Raw genomic sequence first — 16,921 nt, forward strand, 5'->3', positions numbered from 1 at the left:
GTGCGTCCGGGCTCAGTTCTTCGCCTCTTGCATGGGCAGCCCGATGGGCGCCGGGATCTGCTCCATGGTGAGCCGCTTGCTGAACACCCAGTAGGTCCAGCCCTGGTAGATGAGCACGATCGGGGTGACCACCACCGCGACCCAGCTCATCACCACCAGCGTGTAGTGCGTGGACGAGGCGCTCACGGTGCCGTCGCGCCCGTCGACGGTGAGGCTGAAGGCCGCGTCGATGGTGGAGGGCAGCACATTCGGGAACAGCGCCCCGAACAGCAGCGCGGTGGCCGAGGCGATGGTGAGCGCGGTGCCCGCGAAGGACCAGCCGTCGCGGCCCTGGGTGGCCGCGAAGCCCGCCACCACAATGCCGATCACGGCCAGCGCCAAGGGAATCCAGGTCCAGCCCTTGCCGTAGGCGAGCTGGGTCCAGATGCCGAAGGCCGCCACCACCACCGCGGTCGGCACGAACAGCATGCGGATGATCCGCTGGGCGTCGTCGCGCACCTCGTTACCGGTCTTGAGCGCGATGAACATGGCGCCGTGCAGCAGGAACAGCAGCAGCATGGCGACGCCGCCGAGCAGCGCGTACGGGTTCAGCAGATCGAACAGATTGCCCTGAACCTGGCGCTTCTCATCCAGTTTCACGCCGCGCACGATATTGGCGAAGGCCAGGCCCCAGGCCAGGGCCGGAATCCAGGACCCCAGTCCGATGCCGATATCGCACCAGCGCCGCCACTTCTCGTCATTGATCTTGCTGCGCCATTCGATGGCGCAGGCCCGCGCGATCAACCCGACCAGAATGAGCAGCAGCGCCAGGTAGAACCCGGAGAATACGCTGGCGTACCACTCCGGGAAGGCGGCGAACATGGCGCCGCCAGCGGTCAGCAGCCACACCTCGTTGCCGTCCCACACGGGCCCGATGGTGTTGAGCACCACGCGTTTCTTGACTTCGCTGCCCTTGCCGATGATCGGCATGAGCATGCCGACGCCGTAGTCGAAACCCTCCAGGACGAAGTACCCGGTGAAGAGAACGGCGATGAGTACGAACCAGAAAACTTGCAGAGTCATCCCCGTCTCCTCAGTAGGCGAAGGAAAGCTTCTCGACGGAATCCCCGGTCATCTTCGGGGTATCGGACTCGGTGGCGGCCGGTTCGGGCCCGGCGACCACGTATCGCCGCATCAGGTAGAACCACCCGATGGCGAGCAGCCCGTACAGCAGCGTGAAGACGATGAGCGAGGTCAGGATGGTGCCCGCCGAGACCCCGGATACGCCCTCCTGCACCATCATTCGAATGCTCTGGTCCCCGGTCGGATTGGGCGCCACCACCCAGGGCTGGCGGCCCATCTCGGTGAACACCCAGCCGGAGATATTGCCCAGGAACGGGGTGGCGATGGCCAGCAGCGACAGCCACGCGAACCATTTCCGATCCGGCACCCGGCCGCGGCGCGTGACCCAGAGTCTCACCAGGGCCAGCAGAATCGACCCGGCCATGAAAGTGATCATGGCGCGGAAGGACCAGTAGGTCACGAAGAGGTTGGGCCGGTAGTCGCCGACGCCGTAGCGCTCGTTGTACTCGACCTGGAGGTCCTTGACGCCTTCGAGGGTCACCCCGGAGAACTCGCCCTTGGCCAGCCAGGGCAGCACATAGGGCACCTCGATGAGGTGATCCACGCTGTCGCAGTTGTTGTGCGTGCCGACGGTGAGGACGGAGAAGTCCGGATCGGTTTCGGTGTGGCACAGCGATTCCGCCGAGGCCATCTTCATGGGCTGCTGCTCGAACATGAGCTTGCCCTGCACATCGCCGGTGTAGATGAGGGCGACGCAGGCCACCAGGCTCACCCAGATGCCGACCCGGGCGGCGGGCCGCCACATGGTGCGGGCCTCTTCGATGGGCGCCTCGCTCCCCTCGGCCTTGCCCTTGCGGGCGTTGCGCACCATCCACCATCCGGCGATACCGGCGACGAAGGTGCCCGCGGTGAGGAAGGATCCGGCCACCACGTGCGGGAAGGCCGCGAGGGTGGTGTTGTTGGTGATCAGCTCCCAAATGCTGTGCAGCTCGGCGCGTCCCGTCTCCGGGTTGTATTTGGCGCCGACCGGATGCTGCATGAACGAGTTGGCGGCGATGATGAAGTACGCCGACGCGTTCACGCCGATGGCGACCATCCAGATGGTCGCGAGGTGCACTTTCTTGGGCAGCCTGGTCCAGCCGAAGATCCACAGGCCCAGGAAGGTCGACTCCATGAAGAAGGCGACCAGCGCCTCCATTGCCAGCGGTGCGCCGAAGACGTCACCGACGAAGCGGGAGTATTCGCTCCAGCTCATGCCGAACTGGAATTCCTGCACGATGCCGGTGGCGACGCCGAGGGCGAAGTTGATCAGGAACAGCTTCCCGAAGAACTTGGTGAGCCGGTACCAGTGCTCCTTCCCGGTGATCACCCACGCGGTCTGCATCCCGGCCACGAGCGGGGCGAGGCCAATGGTGAGCGGCACCAGAATGAAGTGATAGACGGTGGTGATGCCGAACTGCCAGCGCGCTAGGTCTACGACGCTCATCCGATCTCCTGCCGATCTACGACACGACGTAGTACCGAAGATTACGCCGACTGGAGTTCAGGTCAACATGCGCCACGCCACAGCGCGCCGGAAATTTGCTGGAATGTGATTCAGAACCCTCTCACCAGTCGGTGATATTGCCGGGCTGCGTGACGCCCTTGTTCACCAGCTCCGCGATCTCGACGGCGTTGTCCGGGGCCGACATTCGCAGTCCGTCCAGCGAATTGACCCGCGCCGCCAAGGTGACGCTGGACAGCATCCACACGCTGTCGGCGGTGATCAGATCGGCGATGAACAGCGGCTCGTACTTGCACTCCCAGCCCGCCTTCTCCGCCTCCGTGAACAGCACGCGCTGCGTGGTGCCGGGTAGCACGCCATTGCGCGCGGGCGGGGTGATGAACTGGTTGTCCCGGGCGATCACCACGGTCGAGCGCGGGCCCTCCAGCACGCGATGCTCGGTGCTGGTGAAAATGGCGTCGTCGGCGCCCATGCGCCGGGCGAAGCGCAGCGCGGCCATATTCGTTGCGTACGAGAGGGTTTTGGCCCCGAGCAACAGCCACGGCGCCTCCTGCGCCAGATCGATGGAGATGCCCCGCAACAATGTGACGACCGAAACACCTTCGGTGCGCGCGATTTTGACCCGCTCGGGCACCGGCAGCACCAAAACGTAACCGGTGGCGGCGGGTTCGACCCCGGCCAGTTCGCCACACGTGATAGCTGATTGTTTGCTATCGGTGCCGTGCTCGCTGTCTCGCCCACGGGTCAGCACCATCCGCAGCAAACCCTCGCGCTCGCCGCCCCATTCCTTGGCCGCCGTCTGCACCGCCGTGCGCCACGCCTCCAGGTCCGGCGCGGCCAGATCCAGCGCCTCCGCCGAGCGCCGTAGTCGCGCCAGATGCAATTCCAGCGCACAGGCCGCACCGTCACGCACCAGCACGGTCTCGAAAATCCCGTCGCCGCGCAGTACACCGATATCGTCCGCATAGAGCAACGGCGCGTCCGGATCCCGGATCGCGCCGTCGAATGTTACCAGAACCCGTTCCACCATGCGCCCGAGCCTAGGACAACGAGCCCGTCGCCACAGGATTACGGCGTCAGCAAACAATCAATCCGGCAATACAGATCACACCGCTGACGCGCGAAAATACCGCGCCGATGGAACCACGGAATTTCCCAGCGCCTAATGTGGAGCTGTGTCCTCCGAGGTTGCGGTCAGCCCAATCCTTCAGTTTCCGGGGGCCGTCGCGGGATTACCGGGTTCGCCCGATGCCGCGGTGGCATGGCATTACGGGGATCCGCTCGGCGAGCAACGCGCTGCGGTGCAGCGCGTGGCCGTGGTGGATCGCTCGCACCGGTTCATCGGATCCATTACCGGTAAAGAACGCCTGACCTGGCTGCACACCATTACCAGCCAGCACGTCGCCGATCTGCGCGACGGCCGGTCGGCGGAGAATCTGGACCTGGATCTCAATGGCCGGGTGCTGCATCACTTCGTGCTCACCGAGCTGGACGGCACGGTGTGGTTCGACACCGAGACCGCGCGCGGACCCGAACTGCTGGGCTTCCTGCAGAAGATGGTGTTCTGGGCCGACACCAAACCCGAAGCCGCCCCCGATCACGCCGTGCTGAGCCTGCTGGGCCCGCGCGTGACCGACCTGCTCGGCCCCCTCGGCATTGCCGGACTGCCCGAGATCTACGAGGCGGTGGCCCTGCCCGGCGGCGGTTTCATTCGCCGGATGCCTTGGCCCACCGCCGATTCCTTCGACCTCATCGTTCCGCGCGCACAGCTCACCACCTGGTGGACCGCGCTGCGCGAGGCCGGGGCCGAGGCCGCGGGCATGTGGGCCTTCGAGGCGCTGCGGGTGGCGGCGCTGCGCCCGCGCATCGGCATCGACACCGACGACCGCACCATTCCGCACGAGGCCAACTGGGTCGGCGGTATCGAGGAATTCGGCGCGGTGCACCTGAACAAGGGCTGCTATCGCGGCCAGGAGACGGTGGCCCGCGTCCACAATCTCGGCAAGCCGCCGCGGCATCTGGTACTACTGCACCTGGACGGCTCCGCCGACGCCCGTCCCGTGCCCGGTGATCCGGTCACCGCTGGCGGCCGCGCGGTCGGCGTGGTGGGCACCGTGGTCGACCATTTCGAATACGGCCCGATCGCCCTGGCCCTGATCAAGCGCACCATCCCGGCCGACACCGCGCTCGAGGCGGGCCCCACCGCGGCGTCCATCGACGCGGATTCCGTTCCCTCCCATGACGAGCCGCAGGCCGGTCGGCTCGCCGTCGAGAAGCTGCGCGGCCGATGAGCGACACCGGGCAGGTCCTGGCCGTCTGCGTGGTGCATGCCGAGATCGAGGTGAACACTCGCGTGGGCCGCACCGCCATCGACAAACGCCCGGTGCCGCACCGGGTTCCGGCGCGCGCCCTGGGCCTGGACGGCGATCACGTCTGCGACACCAAGAATCACGGCGGCGTGCACCAGGCCGTCTACGCCTACTCCGACGCGGACGCCCGCATCTGGGGCGCCGAACTCGGCCGCGACCTGCCCGCGGGGTGGTTCGGCGAAAACCTGCGCATTGCCGGACTTCCGGTCAGCGATGCCGTGCTCGGCGCGCACTGGGCCATCGGCGACGCCCTCCTCGAGGTCTCCGCACCGCGCGTGCCGTGCGCGACGTTCCAGCAGTGGACCGGCGAACCGCAGTGGGTCAAACGCTTCACCTTGCAAGCCCACACCGGCGCGTACTTCCGGGTGCTCACCGAGGGCACGATCGGCGCGGGCGACGAGGTGCGGGTGGTGCACACCCCCGCACACGGCATCACCGTCCGCGACCTGTTCACCGGCAAGGATCCGGCCCTGCTGGATCGGCTGCTGGCGGACGAGCCGACTCTCTCCGACGATGTGCGCATGCAGATCGAACGCCACCGTCGCAGGCTGTCCCGCCTCCCCGAGACTTCAGCGCCCGGCTAGGAGCCGTGAACCGTTGGCAACGCGTGCCAGCGGTTGGGAGCCGAACCGATTCTGGTCGTACCCGACGAGTTACCCGGCCCGCACGAAATCAGTTGTCACGTTGGCATGAGAAGGGAGCCTCCGCAATGAGCACGGACCTGGTCGAGGTGGTGCGCTCGGGTTTTCGCGAGTGCATGCACCGGGGTTCGGCGGTGATCCTGCGGCCCGACGGCGAGCCGCTGGTCGAACTCGGCGCGGTGCACGGCCCGATCTTCCCGCGCTCCACCAATAAGCCCATGCAGGCGTTGACCTTGCTGCGCAATGGTTTCGAACCGGCCGACGAGGCCGAACTGGCCATCTCCACCGCCTCACATTTCGGCGAGCCCGATCACGTCGAACTGGTGCGGCGGTTGCTGGCTCGCTTCGGATTCACCGAGGACGACCTCGAATGCCCGCCGGATCTGCCCTTCGACGAGCAGGCCCGCGCCCAGGCCCTGGCCGGGCACGAACGCGGTAAAGGCATGCGCCGCATCTACATGAACTGCTCCGGCAAGCACGCCGCCATGCTGGCCACCTGCACGGTCAACGGCTGGCCCACCCGCGGCTACCTCGACGCCGGGCATCCGCTGCAGCAGGCCGTGCTGGACACCATCGCCGACGTCACCGGCGAACCGGAGACCGATCTGGGCATCGACGGCTGCGGCCTGCCGATCGTGCCGGTCTCCCTGGTGAATCTGGCCCGCGCCTACGCCACCCTGGCCACCGCGCCCACCGGCACCCCGGAACGCCGTGTCGCAGACGCGATTCGTGCCCACCCGCGAGTGATTTCCGGCACGGACGGTCCCGATCTGCGCGTGATGACGGCAACCCCCGGACTGGTCTGCAAGATCGGCGCGGATGGTGTGCACGCGGGCGCGCTCCCCGACGGCACGGCCTTCGCCTACAAGATCGACGACGGCGCCGATCGCGCCCGGCTCCCACTCACGCTGGCCATTCTGCAGCGTATGGGCGTCGAGTGGACCGACGCGCACGCCGAGCTGGCCGCACCCGCGGTGCTCGGCGGCGGCGCCAGAGTCGGCATCATCCGAGCGATCCCGGGGGTGCTCTGAACCCCCTGCTCGGCACCGCCCGCCCCCGGTCGAGACGGCCGCGGGGCAGCACTTCGATGGTTTCTCCCCCACTCCTGGAAGCGCGACCGCCGGACACACGCTAAAGTGTCTGTCCGGAAGAGTATTAATTCGAACGGGGCCGCCAAACCACCCCAGGCCGCCCCGCAGTGACGCGAGGGGGTCAGCCATGGGCCGTGGCCGGGCTAAGGCAAAGCAGACCAAGGTTGCACGCGAGCTGAAGTACAGCTCCGCGCCAACCGACTTCGCGAGCCTTCAGCGCGAGCTGTCGGGGGGACCTTCATCCCCCGACTCGCAGCGGAGTGGAGTTCTTTCCGACGAGCACGACGCGAACGATGCGCCGTCGAGCTGGGACGAAGACGACTACGACGACTGGCGCCGCTGACTCGGATTGATCGACGTGTTAAGGGGGAGGCCGCGACTGGCCTCCCCCTTAACACGTCGATACACCGAGCGCGCCGCCGGTTTTGAAGGCCGCTGAATGACACCAGCGTCCCGCCCGCAACGGGCCGGACGCTGGTGGATTTTTGGTATCTGGAGTCAGGACATTCCGGAGTCGGGACATTCCGGGCGAATAGTGCTGAGCGGGATACAGTTCGGCCCCGGTCACCGCGAAGATGCCGGGGCCGGAACGGTATTCGCTCAGAAGCGCGGGTGGTCTCCCACCAGCACGACGCGGGCGGCGTCGGCGTCCTTGGCCTTCTTCACCGTGCCGAGGGTCCAGCAGTCGATGTGGCGGGCCGTGAGGACCGCGAGGGCGCGGTCGGCGTCCTCGGGAGCGACGACGGCGACCATGCCGACGCCCATATTGAAGGTCTTCTCCATCTCGACCCGCTCGACGCGGCCGCGCTGGGCGATCAGCTTGAAGACCGGGGCCGGGTTCCAGGTACCGCGATCCAGTTCGGCGACCATGCCCGCGGGCAGTACGCGCGCCAGGTTCTGGGCCAGGCCGCCGCCGGTGACGTGCGAGAAGGTCCGCACATCGGTCTCGGCGACCAGGGCCAGGCAGTCCTTGGCGTAGATGCGGGTCGGCTCGAGCAGTTCCTCGCCCAGGGTGCAGCCGAATTCCTCGACGTGACCGGACAGGGACATGCGGTCGATCTCCAGCAGCACCTTGCGCGCCAGGCTGTAGCCATTGGAGTGCAGGCCCGACGAACCCATGGCGATGACCACGTCACCGGGGCGCACGCGGTCCGGGCCGAGCACGGCATCGGCTTCCACGACGCCCACGCCGGTGGCGGAGATGTCGTAGTCGTCGAGGCCCATCAGGCCCGGGTGCTCGGCGGTCTCGCCGCCGAGCAGCGCGCAACCGGCCTGGACGCAACCCTCGGCGATACCGGCCACGATCTGGGCGACCCGCTCCGGCACGACCTTGCCGACGGCGATGTAGTCCTGCAGGAACAGCGGTTCGGCGCCGCAGACCACCAGATCGTCGACGACCATGGCGACCAGATCGAGCCCGACGGTGTCATGCTTGTCCATGGCCTGCGCCACGGCGATCTTGGTGCCGACGCCGTCGGTGGAGGCGGCCAGCAGCGGCTCCTTGTATCCGCCCTTCAGCGCGAACAATCCGGCGAAGCCGCCCAGTCCACCCTGCACCTCGGGCCGGGAGGCCTTCTTGGCCAGGGGTGCGAACAGTTCGACTGCCCGATCTCCGGCCTCGATATCCACACCGGCCGCCGCGTACGAGGCACCGGCGCCGCTGGGTGTCTGTTCAGTCATTGTCGGGGAGAACTCCAAGCCGAATCGTCCGGATAGATGCCTGCTCACGGTACCCGAGACGGATAACGCGCTTGCAGCCGTATGGGTGTCAATCCGCGTTAACGGGGGCCGACCAGCGCCAGTGATTCGGCACGCCGACGACGCTGCTCGACCGGGTCGGGGACGGGCACCGCGGCCACCAGACGACGGGTGTACTCCTGTTCCGGGTGCCGCAGGATGGCATCCCGGTCGCCCTGTTCGACCACGGCACCATTGCGCATCACCAGGATCCGATCGGCCAGCTGGTCGACGACCGCCAGGTCATGGGTGATGAATACGCAGGCCCAGCCGCATTCGCGTTGCAGATCGGCGAAGAGCTCGAGCACCTTCGCCTGCACCGAGACGTCGAGCGCGCTGGTGGGCTCGTCGGCCAGCAGCAGGTCCGGGCCGAGCACCAGGGCACGCGCCAGGCTGGCGCGCTGGCGCTGACCGCCGGACAGTTCGTGCGGGTAGCGGGCCTCGGTCCCGGCGGGCAGCTGGACGTCGTCGAGGATGTGCCGGACGCGGGCGCGCAGGGCCTCGCCCTTGGCCTCCTTGTGCACCACCAGCGGCTCGGCCACGCACTCGCCGATGGTGAGGCGCGGATTGAGCGAGGTGGCCGGATCCTGGAAGACGAAGCCGAAGCGGCGGCGCAGCGGCCGCAACTTGCGTTCGGACAGGCCGCCGATATCGGTGCCGAGCATGGTGACGGTGCCCGCGGTGGGTCGCTGCAGGGCGGCGATGCACCGGCCGATGGTGGATTTGCCGGACCCGGATTCGCCGGCCACGCCGAGGGTTTCACCGCGTGCGATCGTGAAGCTCACATTGTCGACGGCCCGGAAGACCGGGCGGCCGAGCAGGCCCGGGAACTCGACGGTCAGATTCGAGACCTCGAGCACGGTTTCGGCCGGTTCGCAGACGACCTGCACCGCGGCCTTGGCGGATGCGGATTCGGCGACCTCGACGGGCCCGGCGGATTCCGCCGTGACCGTGCCCAGGCGCGGCACCGCGGCGAGCAGCGCCTTGGTGTACTCGTGGCGCGGGTCGGCGAAAAGCTGTTCCACGGGCGCGGTTTCGACGACCTCGCCATCGCGCATGACCACCACGCGATCGGCGAGGTCGGCGACCACGCCCATATTGTGGGTGATCAGGACGATGGCGCTGCCGATGCGATCGCGCAGATCCCGCAGCAGTTCCAGGATTTCGGCCTGCACGGTGACGTCCAGGGCGGTGGTCGGCTCATCGGCGACGATCACCTTGGGCTCGCACGCGATGGCGATGGCGATGACCACGCGCTGCTTCTGACCGCCGGAGAGCTGGTGCGGATAGAAGTCGACCCGCTGTTCCGGATCGGGCAGCCCGACCATTCGCAGCAGCTCGATGGCGCGGGCCCGCGCCGCCTTCTTGTCCATATCGCGGTGTGCGCGCAGGGCTTCCATGATCTGGAAGCCCACGGTGAACAGCGGATCCAGGGCGGAGCCGGGTTCCTGGAACACCATGGAGATGGCTCCGCCGCGCAGCGCGGTGAGCTCCTTCTCGCTCATGGACGTGATGGCCTGGGTCCCGAGGGTGACGGTGCCCTCGACCCGCGCGGTCTGCGGCAGCAGGCCGAGCGCGGTGCGGGAGCTCACCGATTTACCGGAGCCGGATTCGCCGACAATGGCGAGCACCTCGCCGGGGAACACCTCGTAGGAGACGTCCCGCACGGCCCGCACGGGTCCGGCGTCGGTGGCGAAGGTGACCGACAGGGATGCGATGGACAGGGCTGATTCAGTCATCGTCGCTCTTCCGCGGAGAGTCGTTGGTGGCGCGCCGGGTACGCAGCAGCGGGTTGAGCGCCTCGTTGAGGCTCTCGCCGACGAGGGTCATACCGAGCACGACGAGCACGATGGCGGTGCCGGGGAAGATCGCGGTCCACCACACGCCATTGCTGATATCGCCGAGCGCCTTGTTGAGGTCGTAACCCCATTCGGCGGCCTGGGTGGGCTCGATGCCGAAGCCGAGGAAGCCCAGGCCCGCCAGGGTCAGAATGGCCTCCGCGCCGTTCAGGGTGATGAGCACCGGCAGCGACTGCGTCACATTGGCGAAGATGTGCCGGAACAGGATTCGCGTGGTGGACGCGCCGGTGACCCGCGCGGCGTCCACATAGGGTTCCTGTTTCACCGCGATGGTGGCATTGCGCGCCACCCGGAAGTACTGCGGCACGAAGATCACCGTGATGGCGATGGCGGCCGACATCATGCCGCCGAAGCTGCTGGACTGGCCACCGGCAACCACGATCGAGACCACGATGGCCAGCAGCAGCGACGGGAAGGCGTACATGGCGTCCATGAACAGCACCAGCACGCGGTCCAGCCAGCGCCCGACATAGCCGGACACCAATCCCAGTGGTACGCCGACGAACAGCGACAGCACCAGCGAGATGATGATGACGATGAGCGCGGTGCGGGCGCCGAAGATGACCCGGGGAACACGTCCTCGCCGCGCACCGAGGTGCCGAACCAGTGTTCGGCCGACGGCGCCTGCTGGCGCACGAAATCCACGCCGTCGGCGGAGATCTGCACGAATCCGTAGGGCGCGATGAGCGGCGCGAAGATCGCGATGAGCACGAACATGCCGATGAGGCCGAGGCCGAACAGCAGGGTCGCCCGCTGCAGTCCGCCGGTCAGGCCGATCAGCTTGGCGCCGGGCAGCTTTCGCCAGGATCGCGGCGACTTCCGTAGCGCGCCGGGCAGTTCCGGCGCGCCGGGCTCGGACTTGTCGAGAACCGGCGCGGGGGCCGGTGCGGTGGTGGTCATCAGAACCTCACCCTCGGATCGATCATGGCCACCACCAGGTCGACCACGAAGCTCATGACCGCGACGACCAGCGCGATGAACGCGACGATGCCCTGCACCGCCATGAAGTCGCGGGCCGAGAGGTACTGCGCGAGCTGGTAGCCGAGCCCCTTCCATTCGAAGGTGGTCTCGGTGAGCACCGCGCCGCCCAGCATCATGGCGATGTACATGCCCATGACGGTGACGACGGGAATGAGCGAGTTACGGAATGCGTGCCGCCCCACCACGACTCGCTTGGACAGCCCGCGCGCCCGGGCGGCGTCGACATAGCCCGCCCGCAGCGTCTGGAGCAGGTTGATGCGCACCAGGCGCAGGAACACACCGGCGGTGAGCAGACCGAGCGCCACTGCGGGCAGTACGGCATGCTTCAGCACGTCCATCAGATAGCCGGGATCGCCGTAGAGGATGGCGTCCACGATCATGATGTTGGTCTTGGGCGACACATTGTTCAGCGCCAGTTCCACATGGGTGCTGGCGCGACCGGCGACCGGCAGCCAGCCCAGCTGCACCGAGAACACCAGCTTGAGCAGCATGCCGACGAAGAACACCGGCGCCGCGTAGGCCAGGATGGCGAAGGTGCGCAGGCCGACGTCGGCGGCCGTATCCCGGTGCGTGGCAGCGTATCTGCCCAGCGGGATGCCGACCGCGAAGGCGACCAGCAGAGCCCAGAGCACCAGCTCCAGGGTGGCCGCGCCGTAGGTCATGATGACATCGCCGACGGCCCGATTGTCCTGTGTGCGAACGAAATCGCCGCGCAGCAGCCCGGACAGGTACTCCCAGTACTGGGTCAGGATGGGCCGGTTGAGTCCGGCGGCCTCCTTGCGCTCTTCGATCTGATCGGCGGTCAGCCGCCCGCCCATGGCGGCGGTGATGGGATCGCCGACCACGCGCATGAGGAAGAACACGATGGTCACCAGGATCCAGGTGGTGGGCACGATGAGCAGTGCCCGGATCCCCAGATAGCGCAGCAGCGCGTTGTATCGAGATCCGCTGCCGCGCGGCGATTTCCGCCGCCTGGCCGATGTTTCCGGCTGGTCCGCAGGCACCTCGGTGCCCGAGCGGGCCGGGGTCACCGGCCCGCTCGACTCGATGGTGGTCACTACTTGCTCAGCATCCCGTAGCGCAGCTTGGACGACAGGTCGAGGCTCTCGCCGACGCCCTGCACGTTCTTGCCCGCCACCGCGATCTGCTTACCGGTCAGCAGCGGCAGGATCGGGATGTGGTTCTGCGCCAGCTCGGTCTGCACCTGGGCCAGCAGCGCCTTGCGCTTGACCGGATCGGCCTCGGTGAGCTGCGCGGTGATCAGCGCGGTGACCTTGGGATCCTCGAAGTGCGACTGCAGCATGTTGTTCGGGGCGAAGAACGGGGTCAGGTAGTTGTCGGCGTCCGGGAAGTCCGGGAACCAGCCGAACTGGAAGACCGGGTAGCCGTCCTTGGCGCGTTCCTTCTGGTAGGTGACCCATTCGGTGGACTGCAGGTTCACCTGGAACAGGCCGGTGCCCTCCAGCTGGTTCTTGATGGCGGCGTACTCCTCGGAGGAGGTGCCGTAGTGGTCGGAGTTGTACTGCAGGTTCAGCTGGACCGGCGTGGTGAGTCCGGCGTCGCGCAGGTACTTGGCGGCGGCGTCCTTGTTCGGCTTCTCGCCGTAGGCGTCCTTGAACGCCTCGGTGGCGTCCGGGAAGACCTTGGGGACCGACGAGTACACCGGGGTGTAGAGGTCCTTGTAGATGCCGGAGGCGAGCGCGGCGCGGTCGATGGAGGAGGCGAGCGCCTTGCGCACGGCCAGCTTCTGTGCCGGATCATTGCCGGGCATGGTGTTCAGGTTGAACACGATGTAGCGCAGCTCGCCGCCGGGGCCCTCGTGCACGGTCAGCGTGTCGTTGCCGCGCAGCGAGTCGATATCGGTGGGGGTCAGCGAGCGGTAGGCGATATCGATCGCGCCGTTCTGCACGTCCAGCTTGAGGTTGTCGCTGGAGGCGTAGTACTTGACCGAGACGGTGTCGGACTTGGGCTTGCCCTGGATGCCGTTGTAGCCCGGGTTGGCCTTGTACTCGACGAGCTTGTTCTTGTCGTAGCTGCCGATAGTGTAGACGCCCGAGAACGGGTTGGCCTTGACGACCTCCTCATCGGAGATCGCCTTGTCGGCCGGGAAGCTCTTCTCGTCGACGATGTACCCGGCATTGGCCGACAGCGCCCCCGCGGCGAAGGTCTGGTCGTTGGCGACCTTCAGGGTGAAGTTCACGGTGCGCTCGTCGACCGCGTCGGTCTTGGCCAGATTGCCGAGCAGCGAGGCCGGGCCATTGGGGTCGTTGATCTTCAGCATGCGGTCGAAGGAGAACTTGACGCTGTTGGCGGTCAACGGATTTCCATTGGCGAACTGCAGGCCCGGGCGCAGCGTGCAGGTGAACACGGTCGGCGCGGTGAATTCGCACTTCTCGGCGGCGTCCGGCATCGGGGCGGAGCCGCCCGCCGGGAAGTCGAGGAGAGTCTGGAAGACCTGGGCCTGCACCTGCTTCGAACCATTGTCGTAGCTGGCGGCGGGGTCCAGGGCGAAGATCTTGTCGGTGGTGCCGAGGACGATGCCCGCGCCACCGGCGGCGTCTCCGGTGCGGCCCGCTCCACAGCCCGCGAGGGCGGCGACGGCGAGGGTGGCGATGCCGGCCGCGGCGATCTTCGTGGTCCGGCTCGTCGTTGAACTCATGGATAACCCAACTCTCGAACGCGCGCCGGGCTCTCACGGACAGCATGGGGGTTCACCCGTCTGCCCGCCCGGCGTCAAGCTAACTTTGCGCGCAGTTAACCAGATAAAATGTTTCCGTTGTGTTTCCAAATCTCATTTAGACATAATTTTCAAGAATGCTTGCGGTCAGGTGTCCAGATGCCCTAGATTCCGACGATTGGCAGTTCAGACTGCTCTTCTGGACAGTGAGGATCTCACCAATTGGTAGTAACTAAGCATTAACAAAGGCTGCGCCCGGTTTTCCGGACGCAGCCTTCGTATCGAACAGGTTTTGCTAGGCCGAACGGTCCTCCGCGAACAGCGCCGCGTGCTCCGCGCGCCGCCGCCGCTGCTCGACCGGATCGGGCACCGGCACCGCCGCCACCAATCGCTGCGTGTACTCCTGGGTGGGATGCCGCAGGATCTCGTCGCGGGTGCCCTGTTCCACCACCGCGCCCCGGCACAGCACCGCGATGCGATCGGCGAGCTGATCCACCACGGCCAGGTCGTGACTGATGAACAGACAGGCCCAGCCGCATTCGCGCTGCAACTGCGCGAAGAGCTCGAGCACCTTGGCCTGCACCGACACATCCAGGGCGCTGGTGGGCTCGTCGGCAATGAGCAGATCGGGATTGAGCACCAGCGCCCGCGCCAGGCTCACCCGCTGCCGCTGCCCGCCGGACAGTTCGTGCGGGTAGCGCTTGGCGGTGTCGGCGGGCAGCTGCACATCGTCGAGCATGTGCTGGACCCGGTCACGGACCGCCGTGCCATTGGCGGCGCGGTGCACGATCAGCGGTTCGGCCACGCAATCGCCCACGGTGAGAAGGGGATTCAGCGAGGTCGCCGGATCCTGGAAGACGAAGCCCAGCCGCTACCGGATGGGCCGCATCCGCTTCTCGCTCAGCCGCGCGATATCGGTGCCGAGCACCCGCACCGATCCGGTGGTCACCTTCTGCAGTCCGGCGGCGCAGCGGCCGATGGTGGACTTGCCGGAACCGGATTCGCCGACCAGGCCCAGGGTTTCACCGCGGGCGATGGTCAGGGTGACCTCGTCGACCGCCCGGAAGGACGAGCGTCCGATCCCGCCCGCGAACTCCACCACCAGATCCGCGATATCGAGCACCGGCGTACCGGCCGACACCTCCAGTTCCGTTGCGGCGGTGGCGAGTTCGATGGGCTGGCTCTTGACTAGCACGGAGGCGGGCGCTTCCGGCTCGGCGGCCGCCGTATCCTCGGCGGCGACCACGTCCCGGATTCGCGACGCGCCCAGATGCGGCACGGCCGCCAGCAGCGCCCGGGTGTAGTCGTGCTGTGGATCGGCGAAAAGATCGTGCACGGGGGCGTTTTCGACGACCTTGCCCTCGCGCATGACCACCACCCGGTCGGCGAGGTCGGCGACCACGCCCATATTGTGGGTGATGAGCACGATGGCGCTGCCGATGCGGTCCTTGAGATCGCGCAGCAGTTCCAGGATCTCGGCCTGCACGGTCACGTCGAGCGCCGTGGTCGGCTCGTCGGCGATGATCACCTTGGGTTCGCACGCAATGGCGATGGCGATCATGACGCGCTGCTTCTGCCCGCCCGAGAGCTGATGCGGGTAGTAGTCCACCCGATGCTCCGGATCGGGCAGCCCGAGCATGCGCAGCAGTTCGATGGCCCGCGCCCGGGCCGCCTTGCGGTTCATATCGCTGTGCGCCCGTAGGGCTTCCATGATCTGGAAGCCGACGGTGTAGAGCGCGTCCAGGGCCGAGCCCGGCTCCTGGAACACCATGGAGATGGCCCCGCCGCGCAATGCGGTGAGTTCCTTCTCGCTCATGGATGTGATCTTGTCGCTGCCCAGGGTGACGGTGCCGCGCACGCTCGCGGTGCCCGGCAGCAGGCCCATGGCGGTGCGGGAGCTCACCGATTTACCGGAGCCGGATTCACCGATCACCGCGAGCACCTCGCCCGGGAACACCTCGTAGGACACCTTGCTGACCGCGTAGACGGGCCCGGCATCGGTGGCGAAGGTGACGGACAGGGACTCGACCGACAGTGCGGGACGGGCCTTTTCGAGCGTCATGGGTGGCTTGTCAGTCATCGCCCGCCTCCGCGTCCGCGCCATTGCCGTTGTTCACGCTGCGGCGTGAACGCAGGAGTGGATTGAGCACCTCGTTGAGGCCCTCGCCCACCAGGGTCATGCCGAGCACCGCGATCACGATGGCGATACCCGGGAAGATGCCCGTCCACCAGATGCCGTTGCCGACATCGCCGAGCGCCTTGTTGAGGTCGTATCCCCATTCGGCGGCCTGGGTGGGCTCGATGCCGAACCCCAGGAAGCCGAGACCCGCGAGGGTCAGGATCGCCTCCGCGCCATTGAGCGTGATGATCACCGGAAGCGACTGGGTGACATTGGCGAAGATGTGCCGCACCAGGATTCGCGCCGTGGACGCCCCGCTCACCCGGGCGGCGTCCACGTACGGCTCATGCTTGATGGCCACCGTCGCATTGCTCACCACGCGGAAGTACTGCGGGACGAAGATGACGGTAATGGCCACGGCCGCGGAGAACACACCGCCGAAGGCGCTGGACTCACCGCCCGCCACCACGATCGAGACCACGATGGCCAGCAGCAGCGACGGGAAGGCGTACATGGCGTCCATGAAGAGCACCAGCACCTTGTCCAGCCGCTTGCCGACATAGCCGGAGATCAGGCCCAGCGGCACGCCCACGAACAGCGAGAGCACCAGCGACAGCGCGATGACCATGAGCGCGGTGCGGGCGCCGAAGATGACGCGGGAGAGCACATCCTCGCCGCGCACCGAGGTGCCGAACCAGTGTTCGGCCGACGGCGCCTGCTGACGCACGAAATCCACGCCGTCGGCGGAGATCTGGGCGACCCCGTAGGGCGCCAGCAGCGGCGCGAACACCGCCACGAGGATGAACAGCCCGACAATGCCCAGGCCCAGCAGCAGGGTGGCCCGCTGCAGGCCCGAGGACATGCCGACGACCCGCAGGCCC

13 protein-coding genes and 2 pseudogenes are annotated in these 16,921 nt (G+C 67.2%); 5 read left to right on the forward strand and 10 right to left on the reverse strand.

All coding sequences use genetic code 11. From position 1 onward, the window contains the following. Positions 1 to 12: 12 nt before the first annotated feature. From cydB to NC4_RS00855, 3 genes are all read right to left on the reverse strand, one after another. A complete protein-coding gene (gene cydB, locus NC4_RS00845) occupies positions 13 to 1,062 on the reverse strand; it encodes a cytochrome d ubiquinol oxidase subunit II (RefSeq protein ID WP_067531157.1) in 1,050 nt (349 codons plus the stop codon). Positions 1,063 to 1,072: 10 nt separating this feature from the next. Further along, the gene (locus NC4_RS00850; protein WP_067531159.1) at positions 1,073 to 2,548 is read right to left on the reverse strand and encodes a cytochrome ubiquinol oxidase subunit I; all 1,476 of its coding nucleotides are present in this window, start codon (positions 2,546 to 2,548) and stop codon (positions 1,073 to 1,075) included. A gap of 121 nt (positions 2,549 to 2,669) precedes the next feature. Then, on the reverse strand, positions 2,670 to 3,596 hold the full coding sequence (locus NC4_RS00855; protein WP_067531161.1) for an aminodeoxychorismate lyase: 927 nt from the start codon (positions 3,594 to 3,596) through the stop codon (positions 2,670 to 2,672). A 145-nt stretch (positions 3,597 to 3,741) separates the two neighbouring features. Between NC4_RS00855 and ygfZ the strand changes: the two genes are divergently transcribed. The 4 genes from ygfZ to NC4_RS38595 all read left to right on the forward strand — a co-directional run bounded on the left by ygfZ (position 3,742) and on the right by NC4_RS38595 (position 7,010). Beyond that, a complete protein-coding gene (gene ygfZ / locus NC4_RS00860; RefSeq protein WP_067531163.1) occupies positions 3,742 to 4,857 on the forward strand; it encodes a CAF17-like 4Fe-4S cluster assembly/insertion protein YgfZ in 1,116 nt (371 codons plus the stop codon). Continuing rightward, positions 4,854 to 5,519, forward strand: coding sequence for an MOSC domain-containing protein (locus NC4_RS00865; RefSeq protein WP_067531165.1), 666 nt, complete (start codon positions 4,854 to 4,856; stop codon positions 5,517 to 5,519). Before ygfZ ends, NC4_RS00865 begins: the two co-directional genes overlap by 4 nt. A 125-nt stretch (positions 5,520 to 5,644) precedes the next feature. Next, entirely contained in the window at positions 5,645 to 6,607 is a 963-nt protein-coding gene (locus NC4_RS00870; RefSeq protein ID WP_067531167.1) for an asparaginase, read from the forward strand. Positions 6,608 to 6,794: 187 nt separating this feature from the next. Then, positions 6,795 to 7,010, forward strand: coding sequence for a DUF3073 domain-containing protein (locus NC4_RS38595; RefSeq protein WP_084528327.1), 216 nt, complete (start codon positions 6,795 to 6,797; stop codon positions 7,008 to 7,010). 257 nt (positions 7,011 to 7,267) lie between these two features. Here the strand turns inward: NC4_RS38595 and purM are convergent, their stop codons facing one another. From purM to NC4_RS00885, 3 genes and pseudogenes are all read right to left on the reverse strand, one after another. Beyond that, the gene (purM, locus tag NC4_RS00875) at positions 7,268 to 8,347 is read right to left on the reverse strand and encodes a phosphoribosylformylglycinamidine cyclo-ligase (RefSeq protein ID WP_067531169.1); all 1,080 of its coding nucleotides are present in this window, start codon (positions 8,345 to 8,347) and stop codon (positions 7,268 to 7,270) included. A gap of 98 nt (positions 8,348 to 8,445) precedes the next feature. Further along, the gene (locus NC4_RS00880) at positions 8,446 to 10,143 is read right to left on the reverse strand and encodes an ABC transporter ATP-binding protein (RefSeq protein ID WP_067531171.1); all 1,698 of its coding nucleotides are present in this window, start codon (positions 10,141 to 10,143) and stop codon (positions 8,446 to 8,448) included. Further along, positions 10,136 to 10,974: pseudogene (locus NC4_RS00885) on the reverse strand (ABC transporter permease). Before NC4_RS00885 ends, NC4_RS00880 begins: the two are co-directional and overlap by 8 nt. Here NC4_RS00885 and NC4_RS42075 point away from each other — a divergent pair. Further along, positions 10,870 to 11,088, forward strand: coding sequence for a hypothetical protein (locus tag NC4_RS42075; RefSeq protein ID WP_245721435.1), 219 nt, complete (start codon positions 10,870 to 10,872; stop codon positions 11,086 to 11,088). The pseudogene NC4_RS00885 and the gene NC4_RS42075 sit on opposite strands and share 105 nt — an antisense overlap. Positions 11,089 to 11,162: 74 nt before the next feature. On the opposite strand, the gene NC4_RS00890 is transcribed toward NC4_RS42075, so the two are convergent. From NC4_RS00890 to NC4_RS00905, 4 genes and pseudogenes are all read right to left on the reverse strand, one after another. Further along, complete coding sequence (locus NC4_RS00890) at positions 11,163 to 12,173, reverse strand: ABC transporter permease (protein ID WP_067531289.1); 1,011 nt, start codon at positions 12,171 to 12,173, stop codon at positions 11,163 to 11,165. Positions 12,174 to 12,301: 128 nt separating this feature from the next. Beyond that, a complete protein-coding gene (locus tag NC4_RS00895) occupies positions 12,302 to 13,903 on the reverse strand; it encodes an ABC transporter substrate-binding protein (protein ID WP_084528328.1) in 1,602 nt (533 codons plus the stop codon). A 313-nt stretch (positions 13,904 to 14,216) separates the two neighbouring features. Then, positions 14,217 to 15,983: pseudogene (locus tag NC4_RS00900) on the reverse strand (dipeptide ABC transporter ATP-binding protein). A 10-nt stretch (positions 15,984 to 15,993) separates the two neighbouring features. Next, positions 15,994 to 16,902 (reverse strand): ABC transporter permease, encoded by a 909-nt coding sequence (locus NC4_RS00905; protein WP_157554130.1) that lies wholly within the window; start codon positions 16,900 to 16,902, stop codon positions 15,994 to 15,996. Between the last annotated feature and the right edge of the window lie 19 nt (positions 16,903 to 16,921).

It is taken from the genome of Nocardia crassostreae (assembly GCF_001613405.1).
Classification (GTDB): domain Bacteria; phylum Actinomycetota; class Actinomycetes; order Mycobacteriales; family Mycobacteriaceae; genus Nocardia; species Nocardia crassostreae.